Origin of the sequence: Mesorhizobium sp. M2E.F.Ca.ET.209.01.1.1, assembly GCF_004010375.2 — a bacterium.
Classification (GTDB): Bacteria; Pseudomonadota; Alphaproteobacteria; order Rhizobiales; family Rhizobiaceae; genus Mesorhizobium.
The window spans coordinates 1-308 of record NZ_SADP02000607.1; the positions used below are offsets into that span (position 1 = coordinate 1).

Consider the following 308-nt stretch of genomic DNA (forward strand, 5'->3'; position numbering starts at 1 on the left):
TACAGCGAGGCCGAGTACCGCTCGATGCTGGCCGATGTCGAAGCGCTTCGCGAGCTCGGCGTCGCCGGCGTCGTCGTCGGCTGCCTCACCGCGGACGGCGCCATCGACGAGGCGCGCATAAGCGCGCTGGTCGAGGCGGCCGGCCCGCTCAACGTCACCTGCCATCGCGCCTTCGACATGACGCGCGATCCGGCCGAGGCACTCGAGGCGCTGATCCGCTGCAAGGTCGGCCGCGTGCTGACCAGCGGCCAGCGCGACACAGCGGTCGAAGGGGTCGAGCTTCTGGCAAAGCTCGTTCGCCAGGCCGG

Annotated in this window: 1 protein-coding gene; it reads left to right on the plus strand. The window is 71.1% G+C overall.

The annotated features are described in order from the left end of the window. Positions 1 to 308, plus strand: a 308-nt coding sequence (locus EN852_RS37115) for a copper homeostasis protein CutC (RefSeq protein WP_281407847.1), incomplete at both ends; no start/stop codon positions are given.